Genomic DNA, 25475 nt, shown 5'->3' on the forward strand with positions numbered 1-25475 from the left:
CGCGGAGAAAAGGTGGGCGCGAGCAGGTGAGCAAAGCGAAACTGCAAGCGGCCGGATGAGGGGGACGAGAAGCGAAGCGACGAGGGCCTTGAGCGGCAAGCGAAAGGCAAATTTGCGTGCCGCCGCTCCCCCTCATCCGACCCTTCGGGCCACCTTCTCCCCAAGGGGAGAAGGAAATCCTACGGCTGCAGTTCCGAATCCCAGTAGAGATAGTCGAGCCAGCTGTCGTGCAGATAGTTCGGCGGAAAGAGCCGGCCGTTGTTGTGCAGGTCCTGCACGGTCGGCTGGTATGGCTTCTGCGCCGGGAACATGCCGGCCTGCTTAGGCAGCTTGCTGCCCTTGCGCAGGTTGCACGGCGAACAGGCGGCCACGACATTCTCCCAGGTGGTCTCGCCGCCATGGGCGCGCGGGATGACGTGGTCGAAGGTCAGGTCGTCATGGGAGCCGCAATACTGGCATTCGAACTTGTCGCGCAGGAAGACGTTGAAGCGGGTGAAGGCGGGATTGCGGGACGGCTGCACATATGTCTTCAGGCATACGACGCTCGGCAGCCGCATCGAGAAGCTCGGTGAGGACACGCACTGATCGTATTCCGCGATGATGTTCACACGGTCAAGAAAAACCGCCTTGATCGCGTCCTGCCAGGACCAGAGCGACAAGGGATAGTAACTCAGCGGTCTGTAGTCAGCGTTCAGCACGAGCGCCGGCAAGGACTGCGGGGAGACTGCAATCGTCAAGGAACCCTCCTGATCGATTCGGCATCTACATCTTGTATATTAGGCCGGTTGTTACAGGATTGTGAAGTCCAATAAATTCAGTGCATAAAGGCAATTTCGGGGAGGCCGCCGATTAAACTATAGGCAGCGCGTCCCGGCGCGTTTTCACGGCATAATAGGCCCAAAAAAGCCGGGCCGCGACCGAGCGCCAGGGCGCCCAAGCCGTGGCTTCCAGGGCAACGGCCTTGGCCAAGGGCCTGACTTCATGGCCGAAAGCCATCCCGACGGCCGCCTGCAGCGCGACGTCGCCGGCTGGAAACACATCTGCGTGACCGCCGCAGAACATCAGATAGACTTCGGCCGTCCACGGGCCGATTCCCTTGATCGATGTCAGCTCGGCAAGCGCTTTTTCAGGGGATTCGGCGCTGAGCGCATGGAGATCGAGGCTGCCGCCGGCAACGGCTTCGGCCACGCGCGCCAGCGTCTCGTGCTTGATTCGCGACAGGCCGAAGCTTCGCCATGCCTCCGGCTCCAGCCCGGCATAGCCCTTGGCGGTCACCTGTCCCATGCCGGCGATCATCTTCCCCCAGATCGCATCCGCGCTGGCGCGCGAGACCACCTGCGACACGATGATATGGGCAAGCCCTTCGAAGCCCGGTTCGCGCAGGCGCAACGGCAAGGTGCCGGCCTCTGCGGCAACGGGCCGCAGGCGCGGGTCGATCTTCAGCAGCGAAGCCAGTCCCTGTTCGATATCGCGCTCGTCGCGAATGATCTGCATGGCGTCTCGTGGTCCCCGGTTCAAATTCGTGGCAGAAGAAAGCATGATCGAGATTCACCGTCAAAAGCCGAAATTCCGTTTTGCCCCGAGCCCGAACGGCCCGCTGCATCTCGGCCATGCGCTGTCGGCCATTCTCAATCACGACATGGCGGCAAAGGCCGGCGGCGATTTCCTGTTGCGTATCGAAGACATAGATCAGGCGCGCTGCACACCCGATTTCGAAGAGGGCATCTACACCGACCTTTCCTGGCTCGGCCTTCGCTGGCAGCAGCCGGTGCGCCGGCAATCCGAGCATTTTGCGACCTATCAGACGGCGTTGCAGACACTTATCGAGCGCGGTCTCGTCTACCCCGCCTTCCTGACACGTGGCGAGGTCAAATCACGTGTCGGCGCTTTCGAAGCCGAGGGCAGTTCCTGGCGGCGCGATCCCGACGGCACGCCGCTCTATCCGCCCGATGACCGCGAGCGCGGCGATGCGGAGCGGCAGCGCCTGCTTGCTTCGGGTATGAAACACGCCTGGCGTCTCGACATGGAAAGGGCACTGGCGACAGTGGACGAACCACTGCACTGGCGGGAAAGCGGCGACGGCGAGACGGGCATTATTCCGGCCGATCCCGCCGCCTGGGGCGATGTCGTGCTGTCGCGTTCCGATGCGCCCTCGAGCTACCATCTCTCGGTGGTGGTCGACGATGCCGTGCAGGGCATTACCCATGTCGTGCGCGGGCTCGATCTCTTCCACGCCACCTCGATCCATCGCCTGCTGCAGACACTCCTCGGCCTGCCGGAACCGCTCTATCATCACCATCGTCTGGTCCTCGGAGAGGATGGCAAAAAGCTGTCCAAGAGCATGGGCGATACCGGCATTGCCGAATGGCGCCGGCAAGGCCTGTCACCGACGGAGCTTCGCCGCCGCATCGGCCTCTGATTCGGCCCTCGGTTCCGAGGGTATCTTTTCCGAAGCTATCTCGGCGGCTGCGCGGCTCGCCGCCTTGCCGAACAGCAGCCGCCGCACGCGGAACTTCATCAGCGCCGCATTGATCTCCGCGCCCATGATGAAGATCACGGCCAACATATAGAGGAAGATCAGCACGATCATCACCGACGCCAGGCCGGCATAGGTGGCGGTATAATTGGCGAAGGTCGAGAGATAGTAGGCGAAGAGCACAGCGCCGATCGACCAGAAGATCAAGGTCAGCAGCACGCCGGGAATGACGTCGAAGATCCGCCTGTGGCCGGCCGCCAGCCAGAGATGCAGGATCATGAGGCCCGCCAGCAGCAGAAAGATCGTGCCGTAGATCCGCCAGCTGAATACGATCTCGAGAATATCAGCGAGCCGCGGCAGCCACTGCCGGGTGTAATTCAGCGCCAGCGGCACGGCGACGAGCAGGATGCTGAGGATCGCGAAGATCAACACGGCGATGAGCACGTAGCCGAGGCTGGCGAGACGGTTGAAGTACCACGGCCGGGTTTCGAGGACGCGATAGGCGCGGTTGAGCGATATGCGCAGAGCCTCGACGCCGTTAGACGCGAAATAGGCGGCCGCAAGCACCGAGACCGTCAAAAGCCCGCCGCGCGGGATCGTGAGCACCTGTACGACCTGATCGGCGAGCGGCTTGGCGATCGCCTCCGGCCAGGTGTCGAAAATCAGGTGTACAGCCGTCGACGAGAATTGGCTGGCGCCGAGAAAACTCGCCAGCGCCGTACCGAAGATCAGGAAAGGGAAAACCGCCAGCAGCGTCGACAGCGCAACGTGGCTTGCCATGGCGAACCCGTCATCCTCGACGAAATGGAACACTGCGTCGTAGATCACCTTGTAAATCGTGCGCAGGACTGTCGGCATTCCATCTCCGCCTAACGTCGGCATCATCCGGCTGACACCGCCGGTTGTCGATTGTATCGGGTTCCTGAATATGGGAAACGAGTTCCGGTTTGTACAGGAATCATCTCCTCATGACGGAACAACGCATCATCCTGCTGACTGGTTGCTCCTCCGGAATCGGCGCTTACTGCGCCCGGGCACTGAAAGCCGACGGATGGCGCGTTTTCGCGACGGTGCGCAACGAAGCCGATCTCGCCCCGCTCGCATCCGACGGCATCGAAGCACTTCTGCTGGACTACACCCGTCCCGAGACGATTTCAGCTGCGGTTGCAACGATTAGGGAGCGCACGGCCGACCGCATCGACGCCCTCTTCAACAATGGCGCCTACGGGCAGCCGGGCGCCGTCGAGGATCTGACGACCGATGTGCTGCGCGAGCAGTTCGAGACGAATGTCTTCGGCTGGCATGAGCTGACGCGCCAGGTTCTGCCGCTGATGCGCAAACAGGGCCATGGCCGCATCGTCAATTGCTCGTCCATTCTCGGGCTGGTTCCCTACCGTTTCCGCGGCGCCTACACCGCCTCGAAATTTGCGCTGGAAGGACTGACGATCACGCTCAGAATGGAGCTGCAGGGTAGCGGCATCCATGTCAGCCTCATCGAGCCCGGCCCGATCGCGACGAAGTTTACCGCCAATGCACTCGCCAAGATCCGCGAGCATATCGACCTTGAGGGCTCCGCCCATGCGGTGGAATACCGCAGGCAACTGAAACGGCTGGATGGATCAGGCCCGATCAACAAGCATAAATTGGGTCCAGAAGCGGTCTATCATGTGCTAAAATTGGCTTTGAATGTGAAGAGCCCACGCCCACATTATCTGGTAACGACGCCCGCCAAGCAGGGCGTCCTCTTGAAAAGGCTATTGCCGGCTAACCTTTTCTATCGTCTGATGCGTCGGCTGGACTAGAGCAATCCCGGAAAAGTGCGCAGCGGTTTTCCGCGAGGAATTGCGAAAAGCAACGAGATAAAGCGGCTCGGATATCCGTGAAAGGCTGAACCGCTTTTAAAGACAAGGATGGAGGAGCCATGTCGACCTTTACCTATATCGCCGCCATCATTGTCATGGGACTTGTCGCGATCGTTCTCGTTCGCGGCCTTTGGAACATGATGAAAGGCGACAATCCGAACCTTTCGAACCGGCTGATGCAATTGCGTGTCCTGCTGCAGGCAGTCGCGGTCATTCTGATCATGCTGACGCTCTGGCTGACGGGCGGCGGCCGCCCGGCCTAGAGCCGGATGATTTTAGGTCTGTTCGACCTAAAATCTGAATCCGCTCTAGAATTAAAGAAGTAGAGCATGATGTCGTCCGATAACCGCTCACACTTTTCGGCATCGTGCTCGAAAGCAATTCCAGGAAAAGTGCGAAGCGGTTTTCCATCCGGAATTGCTTAAAACAAAGGGTTAGGGCATTTCGCGATCCGAAGAAAAGCGGAAGCTCCAACCACAGGAACACGATGGTCAAGCTCAACAAGATCTACACCAAGACCGGCGATGACGGCACCACAGGCCTCGTCGCCGGCCCGAGGCGGCTGAAGCACGACCTGCGCGTCGAAAGCTACGGCACCGTCGACGAAACCAATTCCGCCATTGGCGTCGCAAGGCTGCACACGATTGAGCTGCCCGATCTCGACGCCATGCTGATGCGGATCCAGAACGATCTCTTCGATCTCGGCGCCGATCTTTCCACCCCTGAAACCGACCAGCCGCCGGCCTATGAGCCGCTTCGCATCATCGACCATCAGGTCGAACGCATCGAGCACGACATCGATCTGCTGAATGCCGATCTCGAGCCGTTGAGATCCTTCGTTCTGCCGGCCGGCAGCCCGGCCTCTGCCCATCTGCATCTTGCCCGCACCATTGCCCGGCGCGCGGAACGCCTCATGGTGGCGCTGTCGCGTGAGCAAGGCGAACGCGTCAGCCCGCCGGCGCTGAAATATATCAACCGCCTTTCCGATTTTCTCTTCGTCGCCGCGCGGCATGCCAATGATCGCGGCCGCGCCGACGTGCTCTGGGTTCCCGGGAAGAATCGATAGCGGCACAAATTAGTCATGAGAGGCACCACATATTGACGTTGACGTAAACGTTATTTATGCCTTTCAAGCATTTCGTCTCTCAGGCGGCCTGGAAGCGTTGTAATTGGGGGAAAAACGCGTATCCATGTCGCCATTCGACAAATGGAATGGCGCTAAACAGCGCATGTTCTCGGGCGGTCATGTTGAAGGAAGGATTCCATGAAAATTCTCGTTCCCGTTAAGCGGGTTGTTGACTACAACGTCAAGATTCGCGTGAAGCCGGATGGTTCTGGCGTCGAGCTCTCGAACGTGAAGATGTCGATGAACCCGTTCGACGAGATCTCGGTCGAAGAGGCGCTGCGTCTGAAGGAAGCCGGCAAGGCCGAGGAAGTCGTGGTCGTATCGATCGGCCCGGCCAAGGCCGAGGAAACGCTGCGCACGGCGCTCGCCATGGGTGCGGATCGCGCCATTCTAGTCGAGACCGACGATGCCGTCGAGCCGCTGGCCGTTGCCAAGATCCTGAAAGGCGTTGCCGAGGCCGAAAAGCCCGGCCTCATCATCGTCGGCAAGCAGGCGATCGATGACGACTCCAACCAGACCGGCCAGATGCTGGCAGCCCTGCTCGGCACCGCACAGGCGACCTTCGCCTCGAAGATCGAGATCGGCGATGGCAAGGCTCAGGTCACCCGCGAAGTCGATGGCGGCCTGCAGACGATCGAGGTCAAGCTGCCGGCGGTCGTCACATCAGACCTGCGCCTGAACGAGCCGCGTTACGCCTCGCTGCCGAACATCATGAAAGCCAAGAAGAAGCCGCTCGACAAGAAGAGCCCGGCTGATTTCGGCGTGTCGACCGAGCCGCGGTTGAAGGTGCTGAAGACCGAGGAGCCGTCCGGCCGCAAGGCGGGCGTCAAGGTGGCCTCGGTCGCCGAACTGGTCGAGAAGCTGAAGACCGAAGCCGGCGTGCTCTGAGGATAGGAAAGGATAAGACCCATGGCCATTCTTCTTCTGGCTGATCACGACAATGCCCACCTCTCCGACCAGACCGCCAAGGCACTGACGGCAGCAACCAAGATCGGCGGCGACATTCATGTGCTGGTCGCCGGTGCGGGCGCCAAGGCCGCGGCCGAGCAGGCGGCAAAGCTTGCCGGCGTCTCGAAGGTGCTGGTTGCCGAGGACGCAAGCCTTGCCAACAATCTCGCCGAACCGCTGGCAGCCCTGATCGTATCGCTGGCCGGTTCCTATGATACTATCATCGGCGCTGCGACCTCGGTCGGCAAGAACGTGCTGCCGCGCGTTGCCGCCCTGCTCGACGTCGCCCAGGTCTCGGAAATCATCGAAGTCGTTTCCGCTGACACCTTCAAGCGGCCGATCTATGCCGGCAACGCCATCCAGACGGTGCAGTCGACCGACGCCAAGAAGGTGATCACAGTGCGCACGGCTTCGTTCGCCTCTGCCTCTGAAGGCGGTTCGGCTGCGATCGAGACGGTGTCGGCCGCTGCCGATCCGGCGCTCTCCACCTTCGTCGGCGACGCGCTATCTTCCTCGGATCGTCCGGAGCTGACGTCCGCCAAGATCATCATCTCGGGCGGCCGCGCGCTCGGCTCGGCGGAGAAGTTCAGGGAAGTCATTCTTCCTGTCGCCGACAAGCTGGGTGCCGCCGTCGGCGCCTCCCGCGCTGCCGTCGATGCCGGCTATGCGCCGAACGATTGGCAGGTCGGCCAGACGGGCAAGGTCGTCGCACCGCAGCTCTATATCGCCTGCGGCATTTCCGGCGCCATCCAGCATCTGGCCGGCATGAAGGATTCGAAGGTCATCGTCGCCATCAACAAGGACGAGGAAGCGCCGATCTTCCAGATCGCCGACTACGGCCTCGTCGCCGACCTCTTTGAAGCGCTGCCGGAATTGCAAAAGGCGCTGTGAGCACGCCGATTGACTTTCTCGCAGTTGCGAGAGACTGGAAAATCGTCTCTTATAGGTCTATCAATCTTTGCCGGGCTAGAAATGGCCCGGCAAATTTGGATTAAGAGCATAGCGCACCGCCAAGAGCGCGCCGCCGGGGAGTTGGCAATGAGTTCGCTGAAGACGATCGGTATTATCGGCGCGGGCCAGATGGGCTGCGGCATCGCCCACGTATCCGCCATGGCCGGCTACAAGGTCCATATCTACGATCTGGCGCAGGATCGCATCGAAAGCGGGCTTGCTACCATCAACGGCAATCTCGCCCGCCAGGTCGCCTCCGGCAAGGCGACCGACGAAGAGCGCAAGGCAGCCCTCTCCCGCATCACTGGCTCCGCCGATCTCAACGATCTTGCCCAGGTCGATCTCGCCATCGAGGCGGCAACCGAAGACGAAAGCGTCAAGCGCAAGATCTATGCGCAGGTGTGTCCGGTGCTGAAGCCGGAGGCGCTGCTGGCCACCAATACCTCGTCGCTCTCGATCACCCGCCTTGCTTCCGCCACCGACCGTCCCGAGCGCTTCATGGGCATTCACTTCATGAACCCGGTTCCGGTGATGAAGCTGGTTGAGCTGGTGCGCGGCATCGCCACCGACGAATCGACCTTCTCCACCGCCAAGGATTACGTCACCTCTCTGGAAAAGACGATCACCGTCGCCGAGGACTTCCCCGCCTTCATCGTCAACCGCATCCTGCTGCCGATGATCAACGAGGCGATCTATACGCTCTATGAAGGCGTGGGCACCGTCGATGCCATCGACACTGCCATGCGGCTCGGCGCCAATCACCCGATGGGCCCGCTGCAGCTTGCCGATTTCATCGGCCTCGATACCTGCCTGTCGATCATGCAGGTGCTGCATGACGGGCTCGCCGATTCCAAATATCGCCCCTGTCCGCTGCTGGTGAAATATGTCGAAGCCGGCTGGCTCGGCCGCAAATCCGGCCGCGGTTTCTACGACTATCGCGGTGAAACGCCGGTTCCGACGCGGTAAGATACCCCTCGCCCCATCGGGGAGAGGGTCGCGCGACAGCACGGGGTGAGGGGGCGTTACCGGCAACGGTACTGTTTACCCAGCAACGCGCTTGCTATGACACACTCCCCCTCATCCGCCCTGCCGGGCACCTCCCCGCCGGGGAGAAGGAGAAAATCAAATCCCCGCAGCCGCCTTCACCAGGTTCTTCGCATCCTCGCTGTCCCAGGCCGCCGGCCCGTTCATGGCCGATAGCAGGCAGCCCTTGTCATCGATGAGCAGCGTCACCGGCAAACCAAAGGCAAGGCCCTGCTTCTTCAATACGTTGAACACGCCCATGGTGTTGTCGCGATAATAGCCGAGCTTGTCGATGGCATATTCCGTGCGGAAGGCTTTGGTCTTTTCATCGTCGCCCGTATCGATATTGACGGCGACCACCTCGAACTTGTCGCTGCCGGCGCTCTTCTCGAGCGCGTTCAGTGCCGGCATTTCTTCGCGGCACGGCACGCACCAGGTCGCCCACACGTTCAGCAACAGGGTCTTGCCGGCGAAACTGCCGATCGACAGCGGCTGCCCCTCTACACCCTTGAAGGAGACGTCCTTCAGCGAGATCGGCGCCGGCGGCACGCTCATGGCGGCGACCTGGCCCTTGGTGAAGGGCGTCAGGGCAGCGGCACGATCCCTTGCCGATCCGCATTGATCGGCCGAGGCCGTTTCACCAATACCATTGCCATACCCCGCCTCCTTCACGTATACCGCTGCCGCACCGGCAATGACCCCGGCGACGGCGGCAAGCATAACAAGTTTCATGGACGGCAGACCGAACGGCTTCTTTGCTGTCATTACATTCTCCAGGTGGGCATCTCATGACTGACGGCACGGACACCAAATCCTCCAACCAGATGTGGGGCGGGCGTTTCGCTTCCGGCCCCGCGGCAATCATGGAGGAGATAAATGCCTCGATCGATTTCGACAAGAAGCTGTTTGCCCAGGACATCCGCGGCTCAATCGCGCATGCGACCATGCTCGCCAATCAAGGCATCATTTCAACCGAGGATAAAGACAAGATCGTTCACGGGTTGAACACGATCCTGTCAGAGATCGAAAGCGGCAATTTCGAGTTCTCCCGCCGCCTCGAAGACATCCACATGAACGTCGAAGCGCGGCTTGCGGCCCTGATCGGCCCGGCCGCCGGCCGCCTGCACACCGCCCGCTCGCGCAACGATCAGGTGGCGCTCGATTTCCGTCTGTGGGTGAAGGAAGAGCTGCAGAAGTGCGAGCAGGCGCTGACCGATCTGATCGCCGCCTTCCTCGATCGCGCCGAGGAACATGCCGACAGCGTCATGCCTGGCTTTACCCATCTGCAGACGGCACAGCCCGTCACCTTCGGTCATCACTGCATGGCCTATGTCGAGATGTTCGGCCGCGACCGCTCGCGCGTGCGCCACGCCATCGAGCATATGGACGAATCGCCGATCGGCGCCGCCGCCCTTGCCGGCACGGGATTCCCGATCGACCGCCACATGACGGCCAAGGCGCTCGGCTTCCGCGAGCCGACCCGCAACTCGATCGATACCGTCTCCGACCGCGATTTCGCCCTCGAATTCCTGTCGATCGCCGCCATCGCCGGCATGCACCTGTCGCGGCTTGCCGAAGAGATCGTCATCTGGTCGACGCCGCAATTCGGCTTCGTGCGCCTCTCCGACGCCTTCTCGACCGGCTCCTCCATCATGCCGCAGAAGAAGAACCCGGATGCCGCCGAACTCGTGCGCGCCAAGACCGGCCGCATCAACGGCTCGCTGGTGGCGCTGCTGACGATCATGAAGGGCCTGCCGCTTGCCTATTCCAAGGATATGCAGGAAGACAAGGAACAGGTCTTCGACGCTGCCGAAAGCCTGGAGCTGGCGATTGCCGCCATGACCGGCATGATGCGCGACATGACGATCAACACCGCCCGCATGAAAGCTGCCGCTGGGTCCGGCTATTCCACCGCAACCGATCTCGCCGATTGGCTGGTGCGCGAAGCAGGCCTGCCCTTCCGCGATGCCCACCATGTTACGGGCCGCGCCGTGGCGCTCGCCGAAAGCAAGTCCTGCGAACTGGCGGAGCTGTCGCTCGAAGAGCTGCAGGCAATCCACCCCGATATCACGGACAAGATTTTCGACGTTCTGACGGTCGAGGCCTCGGTTGCCAGCCGCAAGAGTTTCGGCGGCACGGCACCCTCGGAAGTGCGAAAGCAGATCGCCTTCTGGCGCGCCCGCAACTGAGAAAATCGCCGAAAGTCACAATCAACAATCAGGGTGCACAAGGCTCGGAAACTTCGCTATGAAGGACTGCTTCCGCGTTTGCCGCCCAAGAGGATTTCGATGCAGATCAACATGCCGCACATCATCCGCCTGACCGTGGTGCTTTCGGTCGTCGGCCTTGCCGTCGTCGGATGTGGCCGCAAAGGCCCTCTTGATCCGCCGAGTGCTCATGCGACCAAAGGCGGCGACGTCTCGAAGCCGACGAAGGAGCCGGGTACGGAGGACAAGAAGTTCTTCCTCGACCCGCTTCTCTGAATAGGCGACGACCGTGAACCATTTTGAGTATCGCGACGGCATCCTCCACGCCGAGGATGTTCCGGTTCCAGAGATCGCCAAGGCGGTCGGCACCCCCTTCTATGTCTATTCGACGGCAACGCTGGAGCGCCACTACCGCGTCTTCGCGGAAGCCTTCGGCGATGTCGATGCCATGGTCTGCTACGCCATGAAGGCCAATTCCAACCAGGCGGTACTGAAGACGCTTGGCCGCCTCGGCGCCGGCGTCGATGTCGTCTCCGTCGGTGAGCTGCGCCGCGCACTGGCCGCAGGCATTCCGGCAAGCCGCATCATGTTCTCCGGCGTCGGCAAGACGGCTGAGGAAATGGACGTGGCGCTGGCAGCCGGCATCTACTGCTTCAACGTCGAATCCGAGCCGGAACTGGAAGTGCTGAACCAGCGCGCCGTCCGCGCCGGCAAGGTCGCTCCCGTTTCCTTCCGCATCAATCCGGACGTTGACGCCCGCACACATGCAAAGATCTCGACCGGCAAGAAGGAAAATAAGTTCGGCATTTCCTGGCAGCGTGCCCGCGCCGTTTATGAACGTGCCGCCAGCCTGCCTGGTATCAAGGTCACTGGCATCGACATGCACATCGGCAGCCAGATTACCGAGCTGCAGCCGTTCGACGACGCCTTCAAGCTGCTGCGCGATCTTGTGGAGACCCTGCGCGGCGACGGTCACGATATCCATCATGTCGATATCGGCGGCGGTCTCGGCATTCCCTATCGCGACGACAACAATCCGCCGCCTTTGCCCGACGCCTATGCCGAGATCGTCAAGAACCAGCTGCGTGGCCTCAACTGCCGGATCGTCACCGAGCCAGGCCGCCTGATCGTCGGCAATGCCGGCATTCTGGTGACCGAAGTCATCTATGTGAAGGACGGCGGCGACAAGAGCTTCGTCATCGTCGATGGCGCCATGAACGACCTCATTCGCCCGACGCTCTATGAAGCCTATCACGAGATCCGCCCGGTTGTGACGAGTGCTGCCGATATCAAGCGCATCAAGGCCGATGTCGTCGGCCCGGTCTGCGAGACGGGCGACTATCTGGCACTCGACCGCGAGATGGCGCTGCCGAAGCCCGGCGATCTGCTGGCCGTCGGCTCAGCCGGTGCCTATGGCGCCGTGCAGGCCGGCACCTACAACAGCCGGCTTCTGGTTCCCGAAGTGCTGGTCAAGGGCAATGAGTTCCACGTCATCCGTCCGCGCGCAACCTACGAGGATCTGATCGGCCTGGATTCCATCCCGGCCTGGCTCGAAGGATAATCGGCTTCTATCCATGTCTTTCGGGCAGGACTGCGAAAGCTGCCTTGCCCGATCACGTTTCGGCGAAGTCCGATGAAAAAACAGCCTTTCACGCCCATTGCCCTCGTCTTCGCCACAAAGAATGTTATCTTTGATTGATGGTGTCTCGCCGGGCACCGCGTGCGCGAGCGTGTGGGACGCCGCGCCACCCCAACGGGCTACTAGAGCCGGATGATTGTAGATCGGATCGATCTACAATCTGAATGCGCTTTAGAATCAAAGAAGAAGAGCATGATGTCGTCCGAAAACCGCCTACACTTTTCGGCATCATGCTCTGGCCATCAATGTCAGATCGGGAGAAGACCGGACCGATGACCAGCCCCAGCAACCCTAAGAAGGGCGCTTTCGCCACCCGTCCGGCGCTGGCGCGCATGGTTGCGGTCAAGCGTCTCTTTGCTCGGATCGTGCTGGTCTCGGAGCAGCTGCTGCCACGGCTGCTGCTGCCGGCATCCATTCTGGCCCTGTTCCTGTCTGCAGCCTGGTTCGGCATTTTCCGCATTGCGCCGGATAGTCTTCGCTTCCTGATGCTTGCCGTCTTCGCTGTCGGTTTCGTCATCTCGCTCAATCCGCTGCGGCGTTTGCGCTGGCCGAATACCCCCGAAGCCGACCGCCTGCTGGAAGAGAGAAACGGCCTCGCCCACCAGCCGGTCACGGTGCAGGAGGATGAGCCGGCGCTCGATACGCCCTTTGCCCGCGCGCTCTGGCGCGAGCACCAGACCCGCATGGCCGAGCGCATCGCCGCCCTGGATGCCGGCCTGCCGCGGCCGGATATCGCCCGCTACGACCGCTTCGCACTGCGCGCCATCCCGGCATTGCTGCTGGTGACGGCTTTCAGCTTTTCCATGTCCAATAGCGGCGGCTCGCTCAGCGATGCCTTCACGACGTCTCCTTCCTCGTCGAGCAATCCGGATCTTCGCGTCGATGCATGGGTCACTCCGCCCTATTATACCGGCGAAGCGCCTGTTTACCTGACCGGCAACGTCGCCAATGCCGGCAATGGCCTCAACGTGCCGCAATTCTCCGAACTCACGGTGCGTGTCACGGGCGCGTCGGCGGATGAAAAGGTGCTGTTCCAGGCAGCCGGCAGCGACAAGGGTGCCGAAATTCCCGAACAATCCGCCGATGCCGGCAAGCAAGTCCCGGCGGGCGCCAAACCGGCAGCGCAGCCTGCAGCAGGCGGCAATGGCAATGCGCCCGCCACGGATGCATTGATTGCCCGCACCCACGTTCTCAAGCTTGAAAAGGACGGCGAACTGACCGTGAACGGCAAGTCCTGGTCCTTCAACGTCGTGGTCGACAAGCCACCGGAAATCACCTTTGACGGCATTCCGCACGCAATGACCAACGGCGCATTGGAGCTCGGCTTCAGGGTGAAGGACGATTACGGCGTCGAGGAAGCCCATGCGGAGATCGTGCCGGTCGAATCCGATCCCGCGGCAACCCCTCTTTACGGCCTGCCGGAATTCAGGCTCGAAATGCCGCGTCGCGACCGCCGCAACGGCAAGGGCCTGGCGAGCCACGATCTGACGCAGGATCCGCTGGCCGGCAAGCGCGTCCGTATCACGCTCGTCGCCAAGGACGGCGCTGGCCAGACGGGCCGCAGTGCCCCCTATGAGATGGTGCTGCCATCCCGCAATTTCAGCCAGCCGCTTGCCGCGGCCGTGGCGGAAGAGCGCCAGGTCTTCGCGCTCGATACCCGCAAGATGCCGGAGGCGATCGAGCTCAACAAATCGCTGACCATCCGGCCTGAAGAGACGATTCCGGATCTCGGCAATTATCTCGCGATCAAATCCGCTTTGACGCGCATGAAACTCGCAAGCGGCGAAACGTCATTGAAGGATACGGCCGACTATCTCTGGCAGATCGCGCTCGGCATGGAAGACGCGCAGCTGACCGACGCGGAAAAGGCCTTGCGGGATGCCCAGCAGAAGCTTTCCGATGCCCTGCAGCGCAACGCCCCTGACGCCGAGATCAAGAAGCTCACCGACGAGCTTCGCAAGGCAATGGACGCCTATATGAAGGAGCTGGCCGAGCGCATGCGCAACATGCCGGCCCAGCCCAACCAGCGGGCCGCCAATATCCTGCGCCAGCAGGACCTTCAGCGCATGATGGATCAGATCGAGAATCTGGCTCGCTCCGGCAATCGCCAGGCCGCCCAGCAGATGCTCTCGGAGCTGCAGCAGCTGATGAACAGTCTCCAGGCCGGACGGCCGCAGCGCGGGCAACAGCAACAGCAAGGCGAAGCCAATGACAAGATGCGAGAGCAGATGGACAAGCTCGGCCGCATCATGCGCGATCAGCAAAAGCTGATGGATCAGACCTTCAAGTTCGATCAGGCCATGCGCGACCGCATGCAGCGCGGCGATCCGAACGAGGATGGTGACGGCTTTATGGACCAGCCGCTGCCCGGCCTCAACGATCGGATGCGCCCGGACATGGGCCAGCGTAACCAGGACCAGCAGCAAGGCCAGAATCAGCAGGGACAGAAGGGCAATGACCCGACCGACAACATGACGGCCGACCAGCTGCGCGATGCTTTGAAAGAATTGCGCAAGCAACAGGACGATCTCGGCAAGCAGCTCGGCGAGCTGCAGAAAGACCTGGGCTCGCTCGGCATGAAGCCGAACCAGAATTACGGCAAGGCGCAACAAGAGATGAATGGCGCGTCAGGCCAGCTCTCAGAGGGCAATGGCGAAGGCGCCGTGCAGGGCCAGGGGCGCGCGCTGGATGCTCTGCGCAAGGGCACGCGCGAAATGATGAACCAGCTCATGGCGCAGATGCAGCAACAGGGACCGGGCCAAGGTCAGGGCCAAATGCCGGGACAGATGGGCCAGGGAGGCCAAAACAGCCGCGACCCGCTCGGCCGGTCACGCAACGACGGTGGTTTCTCTGACAACCCTAACGACAACATGGTGCCGAAGATCATCGATGCCCAGCGCGCCCGCGAAATTCTCGATGCCATTCGCGAGCGGCTGAGCAATAATCCGTCCTTGAGCGAGGAACGCCGCTATCTGGAGCGCTTGCTGAATCTGGGTCAGTAGGCCGCTTCAGACTACCACCCATGACGGGAATGGAGCCAGCACGGGGACACCTGTGCTGACCAAGGATCAATTTCAGGCAGCCAGCGCGCGTGCAACCGCCTTGCGGATATCGGGCAGCGCGAAGGGCTTGGCGACGACGTCGACGATCTTTTCCATGAGGTCGTCGGCACGCTCGCGCTGCTCCGCATAGCCGGTCATCAGCAGGATCTTCATGCCTGGGCAGGTCGAATGTGCCTGATGCGCGAGCTCGATGCCGTCCATCACGGGCATGCGGATATCCGACAGCAAGAGGTCGTAGCCGCCCTGCTTCAGTTTCTCCAAACCTTCCGCGCCATCCGCCGCCTCTTCGGTCTCGTGACCGTCCAAGCGCAATGCGCGAGCGACGAAGGTGCGAAGCGAGTCTTCGTCTTCCGTGATCAGAATTTTTGCCATGGTCTATGCTCCGTGGTCCGTCATGTTCCGCGACCGAAATCACCAGAATTCCGTTTGCGATAGGTAAACGACCAACAGGCGATTGGGCTCCGTGGTTAATGAGTCGTCATCGCTGGAGCAGAATGGGACAGGCGGACACGCCGCCTGTATTAACTTAAGATCAGGCCTCGGCGTCGCCCGTGACGACACCGACGAAGGGCAATTCGCGGAAAGCGTAGGCCACATCCATGCCATAGCCCACGACGAAATAATCGGGGCACTCGAAGCCGACATAATCGGCCTCCAGCTCTTCCTGCCGCTTGACGCTCTTGTCGAGCAGAACAGCCAGCGTGACATTGCGGGCGCCGCGCTCGTAGAGCAGCTCCTTGGCAAAACGCAGGGTGCGGCCGGATTCCAGAATATCGTCGATCAGCAGGACATCACGATCCTTAACGTCGCTGTCGATGTCCTTGACGATGCGCACGCCCTGGGAAACCGTGCCGGCGCCGTAACTCGAAAGGGTGATGAACTCCACTTCCGGTGCCAGTCCCGTGTCGTGCAGTGCGCGCAACAGGTCCGCCGCGAAAATGAACGAGCCCTTGAGGATGGCAATGACGAGGAGGTCCTTCGTCGGCCCGCTGGCGATTTCCTTCGCCATGGCGTGATTGCGCTCGGCAATCTGCTCGGCAGTGAAAAGCGGCTCGATATTCTTCCCGCGTACGACAGGCATTGCTTGGCATGCTCCATGGCTGCGCGGCCCTTGGCCGCCGATCAAGCACTACAGCGCCGCGCGTCATATATCATGCGCAAAGGTCGCTGCAGCACTTTAAAACTATGCAGTAGGCCGTAGCACAATCAGGAGGTCCGACACACCCCCTAAGGCATGAAGGAAAGCCGAACATCGGGCGTTTTTCCACCGGGATGCTGCAATCGCGTCGAAAATCCGCGGCTTTCATGCGGGCCGAGACGATCGATCGGCGTATCCACGACGATGCTCCTGACCAGCTGATCGCCGGCGAAGAGATCCGCACGCACCTGGGGAACCGGAAGCGTCGCGCCGCTGGCATTTTCGATGATGCCGTTCAATTTCAGCACCTGCAGTCCGTTCTCGTCGCGCGGCGTCAATGTCACATGCGAGAATTGAAGCGGTTCGCCCGCGCCGCCCTTGGCCGGCGCGCCGGACAGACCGGAAAAACCGCCTGAAAGGCCGAAGATCAATATGGCAAGGGAGACGATGAGCGCCACGAAACTGCGCCGTGATGCCTGCTGCAGAATCTCCTCCGCACCGCGCAGGCCGGACAGGATGCGCGAGAGAGCATTCTTGCGTGTCGCTGGCTGCGGCCGTGATTGCGGATGACCGCCATAGCGCATGTTGACGCCCGATGCGGTTCTGCCTCGCGCGCCGGAGACGGTCACGAATTCGGCATCGACGATATCGGGTTTCGGCATGAAGCGATGGGTCTGGCCGGATCCCGATCCACGTTCGGGCGGAATGAGGTCGTAAATTATTCCCGCCTGCTGCTGACGGTGGCGAAAAGCGCCCATGATGACCTCCCTTTGCGGTGATCCACATGGTTTCGACGCCCATTGCCAAACTGGGCATTGAAACGAATCCTGCCCAGTCGTAAATTTTATTGGTTAATGCTTCGCAAAGATCGCCATGATTAGGGCGCCTTTCCAGAAAAGTTTACCGGCTGTTAACGCCGTTGGTTAACAAGTCGCCTGATTGAACCCTGCGGAAGACTGGACTGCCCGTTGATTCATTTTGAGAACGTCGGTTTGCGCTACGGCATGGGTCCGGAAATCCTCCGTGACCTGAGCTTCGACATACCGAGGAGATCGTTCCAATTCCTGACCGGCCCTTCCGGCGCCGGCAAGACGACCCTGCTGCGGCTGCTCTTCATGTCGCTGCAGCCGACGCGTGGCTTGATCCGCATGTTCGACCGGGAGATTTCCTCGATTCCGCGCAATGAATTGCCGCTGCTGCGTCGCCGCGTTGGCATCGTCTTTCAGGATTTCCGGCTGCTGGAACATCTTACCACCTATGAAAATGTCGCCTTGCCGCTGCGCGTGCGAGGCAAGGATGAAAGCTCCTATCGCACCGATGTATTGGAGCTGCTGAAATGGGTGGGCCTGGGCGAACGCATCAATGTGCTGCCGCCGGTGCTGTCGGGCGGCGAAAAGCAGCGCGCGGCGATCGCGCGCGCCCTCATCGATCGCCCGGAAATCCTGCTCGCCGACGAACCCACGGGCAATGTCGACCCGCCGATGGCGCGCCGCCTGCTCAACCTGTTTCTGGAACTCAACCGCCTCGGCACCGCCGTCGTCATTGCCACGCACGATCTCGCTTTGATGGACCAGATCGAGGCCAGGCGCATGATTCTATCGGGGGGGCATCTCGATATCTATGACTGAGCCCGCCCCCCGCAGAAAAGCGCAGAGCACCGGCGCTCCGCAGGCACGGCAGGCGCCAGGTACACCGCCTGCGGAACGCAAGCGCCCGGAGATGCGCGTGCGCCCGACCGGGCCGATCGTGCCGTCCTCCAATATTCAGGGCAATGCGCTGATCGTCGTCATCGCCATCATGGCCTTTCTCGCCTGCCTGACGCTCGGCGCCGTCAGCATGGTGCGCTCGACGGCGGCAAGCTGGGAGAGCCAGATTTCCCGCGAGATTACCATCCAGATCAAGCCGGACGACAATCTCGACATGGAAAAGACGCTGGCAAGCGCGCGTGACATCGCGCTGAGCTTTGTCGGCACCAAGTCCGGCCAGATCGTCGACGAGGCGGCGACGGCGCGCCTGCTCGAGCCGTGGCTCGGCGCCGGTCTCGACATCAAGGAACTGCCGGTCCCGCGCCTCGTCATCATCACCATCGACGAGACCCACCCGCCTGACTTCGAGGCGATGCGCAGCCTGCTCAAGGCGCAGATCCCGCAGGCGTCACTGGACGACCATCGCACCTGGGTCGACCGGCTCGTCTCCATGGCACATACCACGGTCCTCATCGGCACCGGCGTACTGCTGCTGGTCTTCACCGCCATGGTGCTGACGGTGGTCTTCGCCACGCGCGGCGCCCTGTCAGGCAATCGCCACATCGTCGAAGTGCTGCATTTCGTCGGCGCCGAAAGCACCTTCGTCGCCAATGAATTCCAGAAGCACTTCCTGAAGATCAGCCTGAAAGGCTCCGCGGCCGGCAGCGCGCTCGCCGCCCTGTTCTTTGCCACCGCCGGCCTCCTGCAGAGCCGTACGATCGCCACGCCGCAGACCGATCAGGCAACGGCATTGTTCGGGACGTTCTCCGTCGGCGCGCTTGGCTATATCGGCATCCTCGCCACTATGATCATCATCGCCTTGCTGACGACGCTGACCGCCCGTTTCACCGTCATGCGCACGATCTACGAGATCGACCTGATCCGTTCCGATCCCGGCAGGACGGATAGTGTCCAGAATTGACGCTTTGCGATGTTTTTTTACCGTCCGCCAGCCCGTTCCTTGCCGCAATTGGCGTATAGTACCGAATCATGAGCATGGATCTGACGACTCGCAAGACCGTGAGTTCGCAGCCGTTGCAGGAGCAATCCCGCAGCGATAGACCCGTGCGGCGCAGCTTGTTTCGCCGTCTCCTACGCTGGGGCGGGTTCGCCTTCATTTTCCTCGTCGCCATCGTTTTCGGCGGCTTCCTGCATTTCGCCGATTCGATCACCACCCTGAAGCCGCCGCTCGACCCCAAGGCCGATGCCATCGTCGTGCTAACCGGCGGCTACCAGCGGATCGATCAGGCGGTCGAGTTGCTGCGCACCGGTGCAGGCAACCGCCTGCTGATCTCAGGCGCACATCCGACCACGACGCCGTCGCAGATCCGCAAGCTGACGCAGAGCTCCGTCAATCTGTTCAACTGCTGCGTCGACATCGGCTATGATGCCCTCGATACCATCGGCAATGCGCGCGAAGCAGCAAAATGGATCCATGCCAGGGGCTACAAGAGCGTTCTCGTGGTGACGAACAATTACCACATGCCCCGCAGCCTTGCGGAACTGAAATATGTCGATCCATCGACCGATTTCATCGCCTATCCGGTCGTCAACTCCGATCTCAAGACCAAGAACTGGTTCACGGATCCGAATGCATTGCGCACGATGATCTCCGAATATGCCAAGGTGCTGCTCGCGGGCGCCCGCAATCTGACCGGTCTCGGGCGGCCAGCCGGCTTGCGCTCGCGGCAGCCGATCGGTGACGATGACTAAGGTCGAAGCGAAACCACGCACCGACTTTTTATTGACGCCGTAATCGTGTAGGCAGACCTTCGAATGCCGGTGCCAAGCCGGTGCGCTGGGAAAGCCTCGATGATTATCTTGCGTTCGGTCCTGTTCAATACCGTCTTATATGCCAATCTGATCATTCGCATGATCGTATTGACGCCGATCTATTTCCTGATGCCGCGCAAGGCGGCTTACGCGATTCCCAAGGCATGGGCGAAATCCAGCACCTGGCTGATGGAGAAGATCGTCGGCACCACTTTCGAGATCGAGGGCTTGGAAAATATCCCCAAAGGCAGCTTCATCTTCGCGCCCAAACACCAGTCTTTCTGGGACACGTTTGCGCTGCTCCCTTACCTCGACGATCCGGTCTATATCCTCAAGCGCGAGCTGATGTGGATTCCGCTCTTCGGCTGGTACGCGAAGAAGCAGCGCATGATCCCGGTGGACCGCAGCGCGCGCGGCAAGGTGATGTTCGACGTGTTGAAGCGCACGCGCGAAGAACTCGCCACCGGCCGCCAGCTCATCATCTACCCGGAGGGAACGCGCCGCCCGCCGGGCGCCGAGCCCATCTATAAATACGGCATCGCCCGCATGTATCGCGACCTTGGAATACCCGTCGTCGCCGTTGCCATGCATCCCGGCCTGTTCTGGCCGCGACGGACCTTCCGCAAATATCCGGGCCACTTCAAGGTACGCATCCTGCCGCCGATCGAGCCCGGATTGGATCCGGATGCCTTCTTCGCGCGTTTGATCGAAGAAACCGAAAAGGCGAGCGACGAACTGCTGGTCGAAACGATCACCGAAAACCCGCATCTGCCCATCCCGCCAACCGCGGCCCAGCGCCTGGCGGAGATCGGCAAGACGAAGCAGGTGACCGCAGCGGTTTGAGCTTCTGCGATGGCCCGCATGGGAAAGAATGGCTAGGAAGCTTTTCGCATCCGCTCCACTTCACCGACGACTTGTTCAAGCCAGTGATCGCGGATACCCATGTCGCGCAGATGCGTCAGCGTATTGAAGACATAGGCGTCGTTCGGCCCGGAGCGCCCGCTGGCGGCTTCCACCACGTGGGCCGCCTCGACCGCATCCAATGCGCCGGCATATTGCCTGTGGGCGCGATCGACGACATAGGTGACGGCTGCGGCGCGCCGGCCATCGGCGAGCCGGATCGGCAGCGTCTTTTCAAGGTAGACATTGGTGACCAGCTCACGCTCGCGCAGATAGGTCAGCACCTCCTCCCAATCGGAGGCCGGGACACGGAAGGCCATGCCGCGGCAGGAACCGCCACGATCGAGGCCGAGGACCAGGCCGGGGCTCGCCTCTGTGCCGCGATGGACCCAGGAACGGACGCAGAGTGAGCGACGATAACCGAAAATAAGGGCCTCGGCCCGTTCGTCATAAGCAAAGCCCGGATTCCACATGAGGGATCCGTAGCCAAACACCCAAAATTCGTCCATATCCAACGCCAAATCACTGTGAAGCTTCAGTCCAACCATTGGAGAACAACATGGCGGCGTCAAGCCAGAGCGTAACGACCGGTCGAGGCAAGCGTCTGTGGTTCATCCTGCTGGGGCTGGTGGTGGTCCTGGCCGGCCTCTACACCGGCGGGTGGTATTACGCGACCAATTTCGTCAGGACCAATGTCCTGAAGGCGCTCGGCCAGCAGAACAGCGCCGGCGTTGCCGGCAAATGCGAAAACATGGCCTTCAACGGCTTCCCCTTCTCCATCGGTCTGACCTGCGACACGGTGACGGTCGATAATCAGACGCGTGGCGTTTCGGCCAGTTTCGACACGCTCAGCGCATCCGCGCCGGTCTTCCAGCCCAACCATGTCAGCTGGAGCCTGAAATCTCCGGCCGAATTGCGCACGACCGCGGGCCTGACCGTATCGGCGGAATGGGCCGATCTGCAATCGAATCTCGTCGCCAAAGGCCGCGGCGTGGCGCAGACTCAGACCGTTATCAATGGGCTGAAGGCGGGCATCGTCTCCTCCTTCACCGGCCAAAGCGTGAATGTCACCGCCGCCCATACCGAGATGCATGCCAGCCAGAACGGCAGCGACCTGGATTTCGCGATCGGCGTCGAGAACGCCAATGCCGTCATCAAGGACTTTCCGCAGACCTTGCCGACCGCATCGACCAGCGCCAATGTGACGCTATCAGGCAAAGCCGGTCTGCTTGACGGCAGCGACCGCGAGGGGCTCCGCGGTAGCGCGGGCGTGCTGCATCAGGCGGTCATCGATATCGGTGACGGCCGTATCATGACGCTTTCCGGACCCTTCAATTTCGACGATGAAGGCTTTCTGTCCGGCCAGTTCAAGCTGGAGATCAATCAGATCGGCCCCTGGGGCGATAGCCTGACCGCCACGCTTCCCGCCGCCAAGAACATCATCAAGACGGCCACGAAGATGCTGAAGGCCCTTGCCAACGGCGCCGATAAGGTCTCCGTCGATCTCACCGCCGATCGCGGCCGCCTCTCGCTCAGCGGCTTCATCCCGCTCGGCAAGATCCCGCCGATCTGAAGTGTGAAGCTTTCCGCCTGGTGGATCGCGCCCTGCAGCGATGCGAAAATCCTGCGAGAAACCCAACACCTTCTCCCCGAGGGGAGAAGGCAGAAGAAGAGCTATTCCTTCGCATCCAGGGCATGACGGCCGAAGTCAGGCACGTCGACATCCTGTCCGGCTTCGACGATCGAGCGGCGAATGGCGCGGGTGCGGGTGAAGAGCTCAAAAATCTTGTCGCCGTCACCCCAGCGGATCGCACGCTGCAGCGATGCCAGATCCTCGGAGAAGCGTGACAGCATTTCCAGGATGGCATCGCGGTTGTGCAGGCAGACGTCGCGCCACATGGTCGGGTCGGACGCGGCAAGGCGCGTGAAGTCGCGGAAGCCGGACGCCGAATATTTGATGACTTCCGACTCGGTCACCGTCTCCAGATCATCGGCGGTCCCGACGATATTGTAGGCGATCAGGTGCGGCAGATGCGATACGATCGCCAGCACCTTGTCGTGATGTTCCGGATCCATCTCGTCGACACGGGAGCCGAGAGTTTCCCAGAAGGTACGCAGCGTCTTGATCGCGGCCTCGTCGGTGCCCGGAACGGGCGTGAAGATGCACCAGCGTCCCTTGAACAGCCCGGGGAAACCCGCATCCGGACCTGACTTTTCCGTACCTGCGAGCGGATGGCCCGGAATGAAATGCACGTTGGAGGGCATATGCGGCTGCATCTGCGCGATGACCGACGCCTTGGTCGAACCGACATCGGTGACGATGGCGCCCGGTTTCAGATGCGCAGCTATTTCCTTGGCGACACTCTCCGAAGCGCCGACAGGCACGGAAACGATGACAAGATCGGCATCCTTGGCCGCTTCGGCCGAGGACAGCGTATAGCGGTCGCCGAGCTGCAGCTCCTCGGCACGCTTCAGCGTTTCGGCGCTGCGCGTCGAGATCACCACATCCTTGGCAAGGCCCAGCCGTTTGATGTCATGGGCGATGGAAGAACCGATCAGGCCGATGCCGATCAGCGCGATGCGGTCGAACTGGATCGTGCTCATGCCTTGCGTCCCATAAATTCCGTCAGCGTGTCGATGAGGCCGAGATTGGCCTCTTCCGTTCCGATGCTCATGCGCAGCGAATTCGGGAACCCATAGGCCCGGACGGCTCGCACGATATAACCTCGGCTGGTGAGGAAATCGTCGGCCTCGCCAGCGCGCTTGCCCTCGCTATCCGGAAAATGGACGAGAACGAAATTCGCGACTGATGGCGTGACCCTGAGCCCTATCGCCTCAAGCGCAGCAGTCACCTTCTCGAGCCAAAGCGTATTGTGCGCGACGGCCTTCTCCGTGAAAGCCTGGTCGCGAATGGCAGCGGCACCCGCAGCGATGGCAGCCGTGTTCAAGTTGAACGGAGCGCGCACGCGGTTGATTGCGTCGACGATATCGACGGGTCCGTACATCCAGCCGATGCGAAGCGCCGCAAGACCATAGACCTTTGAGAAGGTACGGGTCATGACAACGTTCTGATTGGCCGAAACGAGCTCAAGGCCTGCCTCATAATCGTTGCGGCGGACATATTCGGCATAGGCGGCATCAAGCACGAGAATGACATGCTTCGGCAGGCTTGCGTGCAGGCGGCGGATCTCGCTGACCGGGACATAGGTTCCGGTCGGATTGGCGGGGTTGGCGATGAAGACCATCTTGGTCTTCTCCGTGACGGCGGCGAGGATCGCGTCGACGTCGACGGTGCAATCCTTTTCCTTGACCGTGACAGGCGTCGCGCCGGCGGCCATGATCTGGATCTTGTAGACCAGGAAGCCGTGCTCGGTGATGATGCCTTCATCACCGGTGTCGAGATAGGTGTGGCAGAGCAGGCCGAGCAGCTCGTCCGAGCCGGCGCCGCAGAGGATATTGGCCACATTCAGCCCATGCACGTCGGCGATCGCCTGGCGCAGTTCCTTGGCCTGTCCGTCCGGATAGCGTTCGAGATGCCCGGCAGCGCCGCGGAAGGCTTCGATGGCTTTGGGGCTGGCCCCAAGCGGCGTCTCGTTAGAGGAGAGCTTGAACACGCGCGCAACGCCCGGTGCATGCTCCTTGCCCGGCACATAGGCAGCGATATCGAGAATGCCGGGACGCGGGACAGGCTTGCTCATTTCCATGCTCATGGGATCGACCTTGGGAAAGACCGGAAAAGTCCGGGTTATGACACCCCGTCGCATTAATGCGGAAACGCGGTTTTGTCGAGTGTCGGCGCTTAGCTGAAACCTATCAGGGGATGTCGCGCGTCGTCGGTATGCCGCGCGGTGCCAGAACCGGCACGAAGACGCGGCGCGAGGCACGGACGGCAACCGGCAGCCCCTGATAGAGCCGTTTCTGCGCCTCGACGATGATGACGCCGGAGAAAGCGGGCCAAAGGGTGCGGCCGACCCGCTCGAAGGCGCGGCGCAGCCGCAGCACCGTGCGCAGTTTGGAGGGCGGGAAGAACAAGGCCTCCGCCGTCGCACCCGGCGTGAAATTGGTCTCGCGCAGCAGCGACGTCAGCTGGCCGCGCGAATAGGGCCGGCCGGAGCCGAACGGCGTATGCTCCATGCGCGCCCAAACGCCGGTACGGTTCGGCACCACAATGACCAGCCGACCGCCCGGCGCCAGAACCCGCCAAAGCTCCTTCAGGGTCTCGCGCGGACTTTCGGCGAATTCCAGCGAATGCACCATCAGCACCCGATCGATCGAACTATCCGGCAACGGCAGTTCTTCGTCAAAGACCAACGCCGTCGACGATGCCGATCCCATCGGCCAGTTCACCGCACCCTGCCCCGCCGGCATGAAGGCGAAGGTGCGCTCGGTATCGGCGCGGAAGCGATCGAGATAGGGAACGGCATAGCCGAGGCCGACTAGCCGCTCCTCCGGCATGCGCGCCCAGATGGAGGAAAGCGCCATGGCAATCGACTGCTCCGCCAAGCGACCGAGCTCGGAATGATAAAACTGGCGGAGATCGACGATATCGGTATGCATCGAAACAAATGTTATCAGCCGAACGTTGGACTTCAAGGCCGATCGGCTTACATTCTGTACCAACGGAA

Annotated in this window: 27 protein-coding genes; 16 read left to right on the top strand and 11 right to left on the bottom strand. The window is 61.4% G+C overall.

The window, feature by feature from the left end; all coding sequences use genetic code 11:
• Nucleotides 1–179: 179 nt before the first annotated feature.
• Nucleotides 180–737 (bottom strand): HNH endonuclease, encoded by a 558-nt coding sequence (locus FHT84_RS06385; protein ID WP_015341304.1) that lies wholly within the window; start codon nt 735–737, stop codon nt 180–182.
• Nucleotides 738–849: 112 nt separating this feature from the next.
• Nucleotides 850–1494, bottom strand: coding sequence for a DNA-3-methyladenine glycosylase (locus FHT84_RS06390; protein WP_169645113.1), 645 nt, complete (start codon nt 1492–1494; stop codon nt 850–852).
• A gap of 43 nt (nt 1495–1537) precedes the next feature.
• Here FHT84_RS06390 and gluQRS point away from each other — a divergent pair, with 43 nt between their 5' ends.
• The gene (gene gluQRS / locus FHT84_RS06395) at nt 1538–2419 is read left to right on the top strand and encodes a tRNA glutamyl-Q(34) synthetase GluQRS (protein ID WP_183761420.1); all 882 of its coding nucleotides are present in this window, start codon (nt 1538–1540) and stop codon (nt 2417–2419) included.
• Here gluQRS and FHT84_RS06400 read toward each other — a convergent pair.
• A complete protein-coding gene (locus FHT84_RS06400; RefSeq protein WP_113249108.1) occupies nt 2384–3334 on the bottom strand; it encodes a YihY/virulence factor BrkB family protein in 951 nt (316 codons plus the stop codon). The two genes, gluQRS and FHT84_RS06400, sit on opposite strands and share 36 nt — an antisense overlap.
• Nucleotides 3335–3444: 110 nt before the next feature.
• On the opposite strand from FHT84_RS06400, the gene FHT84_RS06405 reads away from it, so the two are divergent.
• The 6 genes from FHT84_RS06405 to FHT84_RS06430 all read left to right on the top strand — a co-directional run bounded on the left by FHT84_RS06405 (nt 3445) and on the right by FHT84_RS06430 (nt 8329).
• On the top strand, nt 3445–4278 hold the full coding sequence (locus FHT84_RS06405; RefSeq protein ID WP_183761423.1) for an SDR family oxidoreductase: 834 nt from the start codon (nt 3445–3447) through the stop codon (nt 4276–4278).
• Nucleotides 4279–4397: 119 nt separating this feature from the next.
• On the top strand, nt 4398–4601 hold the full coding sequence (locus tag FHT84_RS06410; protein ID WP_112341285.1) for a twin transmembrane helix small protein: 204 nt from the start codon (nt 4398–4400) through the stop codon (nt 4599–4601).
• Between the two features lie 224 nt (nt 4602–4825).
• Nucleotides 4826–5404 (top strand): cob(I)yrinic acid a,c-diamide adenosyltransferase, encoded by a 579-nt coding sequence (locus FHT84_RS06415; protein WP_183761426.1) that lies wholly within the window; start codon nt 4826–4828, stop codon nt 5402–5404.
• A 198-nt stretch (nt 5405–5602) separates the two neighbouring features.
• Nucleotides 5603–6352, top strand: a complete 750-nt coding sequence (locus tag FHT84_RS06420) for an electron transfer flavoprotein subunit beta/FixA family protein (protein ID WP_183761428.1) — start codon at nt 5603–5605, stop codon at nt 6350–6352.
• Between the two features lie 21 nt (nt 6353–6373).
• Complete coding sequence (locus FHT84_RS06425; RefSeq protein WP_183761431.1) at nt 6374–7303, top strand: electron transfer flavoprotein subunit alpha/FixB family protein; 930 nt, start codon at nt 6374–6376, stop codon at nt 7301–7303.
• Nucleotides 7304–7450: 147 nt separating this feature from the next.
• The gene (locus FHT84_RS06430) at nt 7451–8329 is read left to right on the top strand and encodes a 3-hydroxybutyryl-CoA dehydrogenase (protein WP_112341289.1); all 879 of its coding nucleotides are present in this window, start codon (nt 7451–7453) and stop codon (nt 8327–8329) included.
• A gap of 156 nt (nt 8330–8485) precedes the next feature.
• Here FHT84_RS06430 and FHT84_RS06435 read toward each other — a convergent pair whose 3' ends face one another.
• A complete protein-coding gene (locus FHT84_RS06435; RefSeq protein ID WP_183761433.1) occupies nt 8486–9151 on the bottom strand; it encodes a TlpA disulfide reductase family protein in 666 nt (221 codons plus the stop codon).
• Between the two features lie 23 nt (nt 9152–9174).
• On the opposite strand from FHT84_RS06435, the gene argH reads away from it, so the two are divergent.
• The 4 genes from argH to FHT84_RS06455 all read left to right on the top strand — a co-directional run bounded on the left by argH (nt 9175) and on the right by FHT84_RS06455 (nt 15234).
• Nucleotides 9175–10575, top strand: coding sequence for an argininosuccinate lyase (gene argH, locus FHT84_RS06440; RefSeq protein ID WP_183761436.1), 1401 nt, complete (start codon nt 9175–9177; stop codon nt 10573–10575).
• A 99-nt stretch (nt 10576–10674) separates the two neighbouring features.
• Nucleotides 10675–10869 (top strand): lipoprotein, encoded by a 195-nt coding sequence (locus FHT84_RS06445; RefSeq protein ID WP_015341316.1) that lies wholly within the window; start codon nt 10675–10677, stop codon nt 10867–10869.
• A gap of 13 nt (nt 10870–10882) precedes the next feature.
• Complete coding sequence (gene lysA / locus FHT84_RS06450) at nt 10883–12154, top strand: diaminopimelate decarboxylase (RefSeq protein WP_113249115.1); 1272 nt, start codon at nt 10883–10885, stop codon at nt 12152–12154.
• 350 nt (nt 12155–12504) lie between these two features.
• Nucleotides 12505–15234, top strand: coding sequence for a TIGR02302 family protein (locus FHT84_RS06455; RefSeq protein WP_183761438.1), 2730 nt, complete (start codon nt 12505–12507; stop codon nt 15232–15234).
• Nucleotides 15235–15306: 72 nt separating this feature from the next.
• Here FHT84_RS06455 and FHT84_RS06460 read toward each other — a convergent pair whose 3' ends face one another.
• From FHT84_RS06460 to FHT84_RS06470, 3 genes are all read right to left on the bottom strand, one after another.
• Entirely contained in the window at nt 15307–15666 is a 360-nt protein-coding gene (locus FHT84_RS06460; RefSeq protein ID WP_069612925.1) for a response regulator, read from the bottom strand.
• 160 nt (nt 15667–15826) lie between these two features.
• The gene (gene hpt / locus FHT84_RS06465) at nt 15827–16375 is read right to left on the bottom strand and encodes a hypoxanthine phosphoribosyltransferase (protein ID WP_112341294.1); all 549 of its coding nucleotides are present in this window, start codon (nt 16373–16375) and stop codon (nt 15827–15829) included.
• A gap of 146 nt (nt 16376–16521) precedes the next feature.
• On the bottom strand, nt 16522–17190 hold the full coding sequence (locus tag FHT84_RS06470) for a hypothetical protein (RefSeq protein ID WP_169645119.1): 669 nt from the start codon (nt 17188–17190) through the stop codon (nt 16522–16524).
• A 210-nt stretch (nt 17191–17400) separates the two neighbouring features.
• Between FHT84_RS06470 and ftsE the strand changes: the two genes are divergently transcribed.
• The 4 genes from ftsE (at nt 17401) to FHT84_RS06490 (ending at nt 20793) form a co-directional block, all read left to right on the top strand.
• On the top strand, nt 17401–18060 hold the full coding sequence (ftsE, locus tag FHT84_RS06475) for a cell division ATP-binding protein FtsE (RefSeq protein ID WP_162736933.1): 660 nt from the start codon (nt 17401–17403) through the stop codon (nt 18058–18060).
• 91 nt (nt 18061–18151) lie between these two features.
• Nucleotides 18152–19099 carry an ABC transporter permease gene (locus tag FHT84_RS06480; RefSeq protein ID WP_113249118.1) on the top strand — a complete coding sequence of 316 codons (948 nt, stop codon included), beginning with the start codon at nt 18152–18154 and terminating at the stop codon, nt 19097–19099.
• A gap of 68 nt (nt 19100–19167) precedes the next feature.
• Nucleotides 19168–19890: a YdcF family protein gene (locus FHT84_RS06485; RefSeq protein ID WP_112341298.1), complete on the top strand. Its 723-nt coding sequence runs from the start codon at nt 19168–19170 to the stop codon at nt 19888–19890.
• Nucleotides 19891–19989: 99 nt separating this feature from the next.
• Nucleotides 19990–20793 carry a 1-acyl-sn-glycerol-3-phosphate acyltransferase gene (locus FHT84_RS06490; protein ID WP_183761440.1) on the top strand — a complete coding sequence of 268 codons (804 nt, stop codon included), beginning with the start codon at nt 19990–19992 and terminating at the stop codon, nt 20791–20793.
• A 32-nt stretch (nt 20794–20825) separates the two neighbouring features.
• On the opposite strand, the gene FHT84_RS06495 is transcribed toward FHT84_RS06490, so the two are convergent.
• A complete protein-coding gene (locus FHT84_RS06495; RefSeq protein ID WP_181592303.1) occupies nt 20826–21359 on the bottom strand; it encodes a gamma-glutamylcyclotransferase in 534 nt (177 codons plus the stop codon).
• A 50-nt stretch (nt 21360–21409) separates the two neighbouring features.
• On the opposite strand from FHT84_RS06495, the gene FHT84_RS06500 reads away from it, so the two are divergent.
• A complete protein-coding gene (locus FHT84_RS06500; protein WP_112341301.1) occupies nt 21410–22423 on the top strand; it encodes a DUF2125 domain-containing protein in 1014 nt (337 codons plus the stop codon).
• Nucleotides 22424–22524: 101 nt separating this feature from the next.
• Here FHT84_RS06500 and FHT84_RS06505 read toward each other — a convergent pair whose 3' ends face one another.
• The 3 genes from FHT84_RS06505 to FHT84_RS06515 all read right to left on the bottom strand — a co-directional run bounded on the left by FHT84_RS06505 (nt 22525) and on the right by FHT84_RS06515 (nt 25443).
• Nucleotides 22525–23454, bottom strand: coding sequence for a prephenate/arogenate dehydrogenase family protein (locus tag FHT84_RS06505; protein WP_113249120.1), 930 nt, complete (start codon nt 23452–23454; stop codon nt 22525–22527).
• Nucleotides 23451–24560 carry a histidinol-phosphate transaminase gene (hisC, locus tag FHT84_RS06510; protein ID WP_112341303.1) on the bottom strand — a complete coding sequence of 370 codons (1110 nt, stop codon included), beginning with the start codon at nt 24558–24560 and terminating at the stop codon, nt 23451–23453. Before hisC ends, FHT84_RS06505 begins: the two co-directional genes overlap by 4 nt.
• Nucleotides 24561–24663: 103 nt before the next feature.
• Complete coding sequence (locus tag FHT84_RS06515; protein ID WP_112341711.1) at nt 24664–25443, bottom strand: class I SAM-dependent methyltransferase; 780 nt, start codon at nt 25441–25443, stop codon at nt 24664–24666.
• Nucleotides 25444–25475: the final 32 nt, after the last annotated feature.

Source organism: Rhizobium sp. BK289 (assembly GCF_014193575.1).
GTDB lineage: Bacteria > Pseudomonadota > Alphaproteobacteria > Rhizobiales > Rhizobiaceae > Rhizobium > Rhizobium tropici_C.

Bases quoted from the DNA above. Each gene is read 5' to 3' on its own strand.
- FHT84_RS06390 (WP_169645113.1), bottom strand. From the start codon at position 1,494: ATGCAGATCATTCGCGACGAGCGCGATATCGAACAGGGACTGGCTTCG.
- gluQRS (WP_183761420.1), top strand. From the start codon at position 1,538: ATGATCGAGATTCACCGTCAAAAGCCGAAATTCCGTTTTGCCCCGAGC.
- FHT84_RS06400 (WP_113249108.1), bottom strand. From the start codon at position 3,334: ATGCCGACAGTCCTGCGCACGATTTACAAGGTGATCTACGACGCAGTG.
- FHT84_RS06405 (WP_183761423.1), top strand. From the start codon at position 3,445: ATGACGGAACAACGCATCATCCTGCTGACTGGTTGCTCCTCCGGAATC.
- FHT84_RS06410 (WP_112341285.1), top strand. From the start codon at position 4,398: ATGTCGACCTTTACCTATATCGCCGCCATCATTGTCATGGGACTTGTC.
- FHT84_RS06415 (WP_183761426.1), top strand. From the start codon at position 4,826: ATGGTCAAGCTCAACAAGATCTACACCAAGACCGGCGATGACGGCACC.
- FHT84_RS06420 (WP_183761428.1), top strand. From the start codon at position 5,603: ATGAAAATTCTCGTTCCCGTTAAGCGGGTTGTTGACTACAACGTCAAG.
- FHT84_RS06425 (WP_183761431.1), top strand. From the start codon at position 6,374: ATGGCCATTCTTCTTCTGGCTGATCACGACAATGCCCACCTCTCCGAC.
- FHT84_RS06430 (WP_112341289.1), top strand. From the start codon at position 7,451: ATGAGTTCGCTGAAGACGATCGGTATTATCGGCGCGGGCCAGATGGGC.
- FHT84_RS06435 (WP_183761433.1), bottom strand. From the start codon at position 9,151: ATGACAGCAAAGAAGCCGTTCGGTCTGCCGTCCATGAAACTTGTTATG.
- argH (WP_183761436.1), top strand. From the start codon at position 9,175: ATGACTGACGGCACGGACACCAAATCCTCCAACCAGATGTGGGGCGGG.
- FHT84_RS06445 (WP_015341316.1), top strand. From the start codon at position 10,675: ATGCAGATCAACATGCCGCACATCATCCGCCTGACCGTGGTGCTTTCG.
- FHT84_RS06455 (WP_183761438.1), top strand. From the start codon at position 12,505: ATGACCAGCCCCAGCAACCCTAAGAAGGGCGCTTTCGCCACCCGTCCG.
- FHT84_RS06460 (WP_069612925.1), bottom strand. From the start codon at position 15,666: ATGGCAAAAATTCTGATCACGGAAGACGAAGACTCGCTTCGCACCTTC.
- hpt (WP_112341294.1), bottom strand. From the start codon at position 16,375: ATGCCTGTCGTACGCGGGAAGAATATCGAGCCGCTTTTCACTGCCGAG.
- FHT84_RS06470 (WP_169645119.1), bottom strand. From the start codon at position 17,190: ATGGGCGCTTTTCGCCACCGTCAGCAGCAGGCGGGAATAATTTACGAC.
- FHT84_RS06480 (WP_113249118.1), top strand. From the start codon at position 18,152: ATGCGCGTGCGCCCGACCGGGCCGATCGTGCCGTCCTCCAATATTCAG.
- FHT84_RS06485 (WP_112341298.1), top strand. From the start codon at position 19,168: ATGAGCATGGATCTGACGACTCGCAAGACCGTGAGTTCGCAGCCGTTG.
- FHT84_RS06490 (WP_183761440.1), top strand. From the start codon at position 19,990: ATGATTATCTTGCGTTCGGTCCTGTTCAATACCGTCTTATATGCCAAT.
- FHT84_RS06495 (WP_181592303.1), bottom strand. From the start codon at position 21,359: ATGGACGAATTTTGGGTGTTTGGCTACGGATCCCTCATGTGGAATCCG.
- FHT84_RS06500 (WP_112341301.1), top strand. From the start codon at position 21,410: ATGGCGGCGTCAAGCCAGAGCGTAACGACCGGTCGAGGCAAGCGTCTG.
- FHT84_RS06505 (WP_113249120.1), bottom strand. From the start codon at position 23,454: ATGAGCACGATCCAGTTCGACCGCATCGCGCTGATCGGCATCGGCCTG.
- hisC (WP_112341303.1), bottom strand. From the start codon at position 24,560: ATGAGCATGGAAATGAGCAAGCCTGTCCCGCGTCCCGGCATTCTCGAT.